The following is a 5,646-nucleotide window of genomic DNA, read 5'->3' as shown; positions in this document are numbered from 1 at the left end:
TTGAATTAGTTACTTGAATTGGCTAAATGAATTGCTTGAATTGGCTAAATGAATTGCTTGAATAAAAGCAGCAGTTGGTTACTTTGTATTAGTAAGCTGAGGCTGCCACGCCGGGGCGCGGGTTCGAGTCTCGTCCGCTGCGCCAAACAGATTAGCCCTTGTCATAAGACAAGGGCTTTTTTGTGCCTGTAATTTATGCTGTTGGGCTTATTTTAATGAATTAGTTAATTGGATTAATTACTTGAATTAGTTACTTGAATTAGTTACTTCAATTGGTTAAATGAATTGCTTGAATAAAAGCAGCAGTTGGTTACTTTGTATTAGTAAGCTGAGCCTGTCACGCCGGGGGCGCAGGTTCGAGTCCCGTCCGCTGCGCCGAACAGATTAGCCCTTGTCATAAGCCAAGGGCTTTTTTGTGCCTGTAATTTATGACATTGAATGTATTTATCTTAAGCTGAGTCTATTGTTCTGCGGCTTTAACGTGAAAATTATTAAGCTTTAGATACTTCCAATCAGCAGGTTAAAAGGTTGATGTTAAGTTAAAAAATTACGGTAGATGTTTTAATTAAGCCTTGCTCTGATGTGTAATTTAGTATTTTATTAAAGATACAAACTCGCGAGCTATATCGCAGAAAATATAAAAAAGGAATTGTCCATGGTAGAACACATAACTGGCATGCTCGCGCTGATTGGCGTGCTGTCTTTATTGTGTCAATGGTTAGGTTGGAAGTTTCGTCTTCCTGCAATATTACCGTTATTGTTATGCGGTTTGTTACTTGGTCCGGGGCTTGGCATTTTAGACCCTGATGCTATCTTTGGCGATTTGCTGTTTCCCATTATTTCATTGGGGGTCGCGGTTATTCTTTTTGAAGGCGCGTTAACCCTCAATTTTAAAGAAATCAAAGATCACGGCCGCATGGTGACAAACTTAGTGACCTTTGGTGCCTTTATAACTTGGGCTTGTATCGCCCCAGCCGCTCATTGGCTATTAGGCTTTGAATGGCCCATGGCGCTACTTTTTGGTGCATTAGTGGTAGTGACAGGTCCAACAGTAATAGTGCCGATGCTGCGCACAGTAAGGCCAAAATCAAACCTTGCCAGCATCTTACGCTGGGAAGGAATAGTCATAGACCCTATCGGGGCAATTTTAGCAGTATTAGTTTATGAATATATTGCTGTGGCGACCGCTGCAGATCCCACCACCCATATATTATTCGCTTTAGGCATGACATTACTGTTAGGTTTTGGACTTGGGGCGCTTGCTGGCTATCTCATTGGCATTGCACTTCGTAGTAATGTGTTTCCTCATTATCTTAAAAATACTGCGGTATTAACTATTATGCTGGGCGTCTTTGTTGGTTCTAATTTGATCCAAGAAGAGTCTGGGCTGTTAACCGTGACTGTGATGGGCATTTGGTTAGCGAATATGCGTGGGGTTGATATTGCGGATATTTTAGAGTTTAAAGAGACTCTTACCGTATTACTGATCTCCGCCTTGTTTATTTTATTAGCAGCAAGACTTAACTCGACCGCGATGCTTGATTTAGGTTGGGGCGGTGTCGGTGTCTTACTGGTCGTGTTGTTGGTTGCAAGGCCTCTGAGTATCTGGATTTCTGGTATTGGTACTAGTTTATCTAGAGCTGATAAATGGTTTTTAAGTTGGGTCGCACCAAGAGGGATAGTTGCAGCGGCAATTTCTTCGTTATTTGCCATTAAGCTTGAAGCTATTGGGGTTAATGGTGCCAGCTCGATAGTGCCATTAGTGTTTTTAATTATTATTGGCACTGTTGTAATACAAAGCTTAACGGCAGGCCCATGGGCTAAGTTTTTAGGTGTAAAGGCCGATTCATCACAAGGCTTACTGTTATTTGGTGCCTCTAAGTTTTCACGTGAGTTAGCTAAGGTGTTAACGGCTAAGCAAGTGAAAGTGGTATTAGCCGATAATAACTGGGACAACATTCGTCAAGCGAGAATGGCGAATATCCCGGTTTATTTTGGTAATCCGGCCTCTGAACACGCCGAAAACTTTATGGATTTAAGTGGTATAGGTCGAGTGCTAGTGTTATCTCCCTATCGTCAATTAAACCCTTTAGTGAGTTTTCATTTTCAAGACTTATTCGGTACCAATAAAGTGTATGGCTTAAATAATGCCGAAGGGGGAAGTGCCAGACATCAATTGTCAGAGTCTTATTTAAAGCGTTTGTGTTTATTTGGTGAGTCAATTTCTTATGCCAAAATAGCCAGTTACATGGCGAAAGGTGCTGTTATTAAAGTTACTAATATTACGGATAATTTTACATTTGAACACTTTAAACAGCGTTATGGTGAAACGGCGATGCCGTTAATTTACCTGACTAAAGATCAGAAAGTAAAAATTATTTCAGGTACTGAAATTAATGAATTACCAGTCGGTATCGAGTTAATTAGCCTATTGCCGAAAGAGGCGCAAGAGCAAGATATCATCCAACGTAATTTAGCTGAAGTAACAGAAAATGAAGACGCTAATGAGCAAGATGACTCTGGTGAAACTTTCGGCAATACATCAGCTTGAATTTGATTTTGACTAAAAATCAGCAATAAAAAAGCTTCGTATTAACGAAGCTTTTTTTATGGAATTTTTACTTAAGGCTTAAGTTAAAGCGTTTCTAACACCGATAACACCACTTCATGGTGGTTTTTGGTTTTAAATTTATCGAACACATGTACTATTTTGCCATCTTGACCAATGAGGAAGCTCAATCTATGGATACCGTCATAGATTTTGCCCATGGGATATCACCCTTGGAAATAATTTGAGACATAAAAATTGACAAATATCAATGAAGCCTATACTTAACAGTGAGTTAGATTAATAAATTTTCCTTTTGAATCCTAATTATATCAGTTGTCATATTTTTTTGTAAACAGGGCTGTTTTTGACGCTTTTTAGAGTTGTGAACTGTCATAAAAAGTTTAGGCGGTGCAATGGTTCATAGCTGATTGTCATACGGAAGAGCAGTCTGCAAATTTGGGTAAGAACATTTATCAGGCCTGTAAGCCTCCCTTAAATTATTAGGATTTTAAGGGAGAGTTACAATATTGCGCCTTGATTTTGTAACTTAATCAAGTAGGGTAAGTCTACACTTAAAAATAAGAGGTGAATAAAGATGTCAGAAGAGAAAAAGCATGGGGGATATCGTCAAGGTGCTGGTAGAAAAACTAAATATGAAAAAACAACGGTAATGCGAGTGCCTGAAAAGTATAAAGAGGTCATTAAGCATCTAATTAGCCATCTAGATAACACCGCTGGGCTAAGCCATCATTTTAATGAATCTGAATCAGAGCCTTTATACCTTCGGTCTTTAGAGGATAAAAAACAACATATAACTTTCGTTACTAAACCCTTTAAATGAGGCTAGCGCATATATATTCAGCACATATAATTTCCTATAAGTTATCTTGAAAAAGTTACAGAATCAAGTTGTTTGTTTTCTAGGAGTACTACGAATTTTGAATTCGGGAGTAATCAATCACCACGACAATAAAGTTTGAAACTCACTTATGCCCCGAAATGTGTTTGAAATGGATATCTCTCGAGGTTTAGTCATTTGTATTTACCCACAATAATCTAATATCACCTTCAATAGAGTGGCCAAATTCGCTATACCACTACACTTTTTCTAATCGATTATGACCGCCTTACTTGTCGTCCAAATGACTGGTTGCCTATACAGGTATAACTGATTTTCTTCAAATTGAGATAATTCTGACGCCAAAGGATGCGTAAAATGAGCTTTTTACGCATCGATAATTTTGTAACATTCTAGAAAACCCATACATATCAGTCTACTGCGAAATTTTTTAAAGTGTTGTATAGACCTCGTAAACAAAGACGCATTGTTTTTCCGGCAGTATTTTGAGCATTATTTACGTATTCGCAAAAATATTCGATTTACAACAATAACTTAGCGATGGTATCTTTGAAGTTTGAATTGAGCAGCCTGGAACATTATTGTGCTGCTATTGAATAAGCTGTTATGAAACAAGGAGGCTACATTGGCAGAAGAGTACTATAGGAAGTCGGTAGAGGGCTTCGAAGTTGTTACTGAAGCAGGTAAAAAGCCGGAACCATTTATGGTGACAACGAACGGAGTGGATTATGAGCAACTAAAAGTCACGGTCTTGGAGAAGTTCACTAATGTTGTTGAAGCTACAAAAGAACTTGATAAGCGCGAAAAAACCGATATACAGGATTTTATTGAGTCTAACCAAGAACTAGTCAGCGACGGGCTTGAACGCTGGTTGAATGAATCAGATTTAGTTGGAACCGCACATAGTTACTTGACTGAAATATTCCCCAATCTACCAGAGTTGGATCGGTTGTCAGAAGTCTTAGTTGAATTGCTAATGCAACTGTCAAAGTTGCTGTAACTGTTTCATAACAAAGCATTTAAGACGGATTCCCAACGCTCGGCATTTTTGGTTTGCTTTGAATTTAGTGTTTACGGCACAATGCTTTAAGTTCAGTGGTCTGCGTTGCTCACCACTTAATGCGGCGTTAGATGCTCATCATAGAAAGGAGTCTTGATTGAACGTTACTAAGAAAAACCTTGAAGCCGCTGTAAATGAAAATATTCTTTCATTTGAGCAGTCTGAAAAATTAATCGAATTTTTAAACAAGCAACCAAATACAGCACCTAAGTTTGATTTTACACACGTTCTTTATTACATCGGAGGAATGATTGCCATCGGAGCAATGACTCTTTTTATGAACTTAGGATGGGAGTCGTTCGGTGGAGTAGGTATTGTTTTTATCTCCTTGTTTTATGGTTCGGTTGGTTTGAAACTTACTAATATTTTTAAGTCTAAAGAGTTAGCTATCCCCGCAGGAATATGTGGAACTTTTGTTATAGCATTAACACCACTAGCGGTTTATGGGTTACAGCATGCTTTAGGCGTTTGGCCAGATGACAGTGTTTACCGTGAATACCATCGATATATCAAATGGCATTGGCTTTATATGGAATTAAGTACGCTAGCAGTAGGAGTTATTATTGCTTGGAAATATAAATATCCGTTCTTAATTATGCCAATTGCAGTAACTCTTTGGTATTTAACTATGGATGTTGCAGTCATGATTAATGGTGGAGATTATAGCTGGGAACTCAGAAAAATAGTTTCTATGTACTCTGGACTACTCATGATCGCTTTAGCTTTTTGGGTTGATATTAGATCTCACAATAAAGCTGATTATTCATTTTGGATATATCTCTTTGGCGTAATTGCATTTTGGGGAGGAATGTCTCTCCAACACTCTGATAGCGAATTATCGAAGTTTATCTATTTTACGATCAATCTATTTATGATTTTTACTGGAGTTCTAATTGTCAGAAGAGTATTTGTTATATTTGGTGCAATAGGTTGTTCTGGTTATATAGGTCATTTAGCCTCCGATATCTTTAAGGATAGCTGGTTATTCCCTATAACTTTAACACTGCTTGGTTTGTTCGTTATCTATTTAGGAGTTCTTTGGCAAAAAAATGAATTAATAATAACATCCAAAGCAAGAAGTTTTTTGCCAAAAGCGCTACGTGAATTATTAGAATATAAGCATGCGTAATAGCATCTAACACATATGAGCCTTCCGCCAGTCAATAGGCGAGCCTA

The 5,646-nt window shown here is 38.1% G+C and carries 4 protein-coding genes and 1 pseudogene; 4 read left to right on the top strand and 1 reads right to left on the bottom strand.

The window, feature by feature from the left end:
* The first annotated feature begins 655 nt into the window (after window positions 1–655).
* Window positions 656–2,551, top strand: a complete 1,896-nt coding sequence (locus BCU94_RS16675) for a sodium:proton antiporter (RefSeq protein ID WP_102437787.1) — start codon at window positions 656–658, stop codon at window positions 2,549–2,551.
* Between the two features lie 83 nt (window positions 2,552–2,634).
* Here BCU94_RS16675 and BCU94_RS16670 read toward each other — a convergent pair.
* Window positions 2,635–2,769 (bottom strand): annotated as a pseudogene (locus BCU94_RS16670) (thioredoxin-dependent thiol peroxidase); the annotation flags it as partial.
* Window positions 2,770–3,146: 377 nt separating this feature from the next.
* On the opposite strand from BCU94_RS16670, the gene BCU94_RS16665 reads away from it, so the two are divergent.
* From BCU94_RS16665 to BCU94_RS16655, 3 genes are all read left to right on the top strand, one after another.
* Complete coding sequence (locus tag BCU94_RS16665) at window positions 3,147–3,392, top strand: hypothetical protein (RefSeq protein ID WP_102437785.1); 246 nt, start codon at window positions 3,147–3,149, stop codon at window positions 3,390–3,392.
* 643 nt (window positions 3,393–4,035) lie between these two features.
* Window positions 4,036–4,410 (top strand): hypothetical protein, encoded by a 375-nt coding sequence (locus BCU94_RS16660; protein ID WP_102437116.1) that lies wholly within the window; start codon window positions 4,036–4,038, stop codon window positions 4,408–4,410.
* A 157-nt stretch (window positions 4,411–4,567) separates the two neighbouring features.
* Window positions 4,568–5,599, top strand: a complete 1,032-nt coding sequence (locus tag BCU94_RS16655; RefSeq protein ID WP_102437118.1) for a DUF2157 domain-containing protein — start codon at window positions 4,568–4,570, stop codon at window positions 5,597–5,599.
* Window positions 5,600–5,646: the final 47 nt, after the last annotated feature.

The organism is Shewanella sp. 10N.286.52.C2, from assembly GCF_002874545.1.
Classification (GTDB): Bacteria; Pseudomonadota; Gammaproteobacteria; order Enterobacterales; family Shewanellaceae; genus Shewanella.
Note: the sequence above shows the minus strand (reverse complement) of the source record. Positions and strands in the feature narration are given on the sequence as shown.

Bases quoted from the DNA above. Each gene is read 5' to 3' on its own strand.
- BCU94_RS16675 (WP_102437787.1), top strand. From the start codon at position 656: ATGGTAGAACACATAACTGGCATGCTCGCGCTGATTGGCGTGCTGTCT.
- BCU94_RS16665 (WP_102437785.1), top strand. From the start codon at position 3,147: ATGTCAGAAGAGAAAAAGCATGGGGGATATCGTCAAGGTGCTGGTAGA.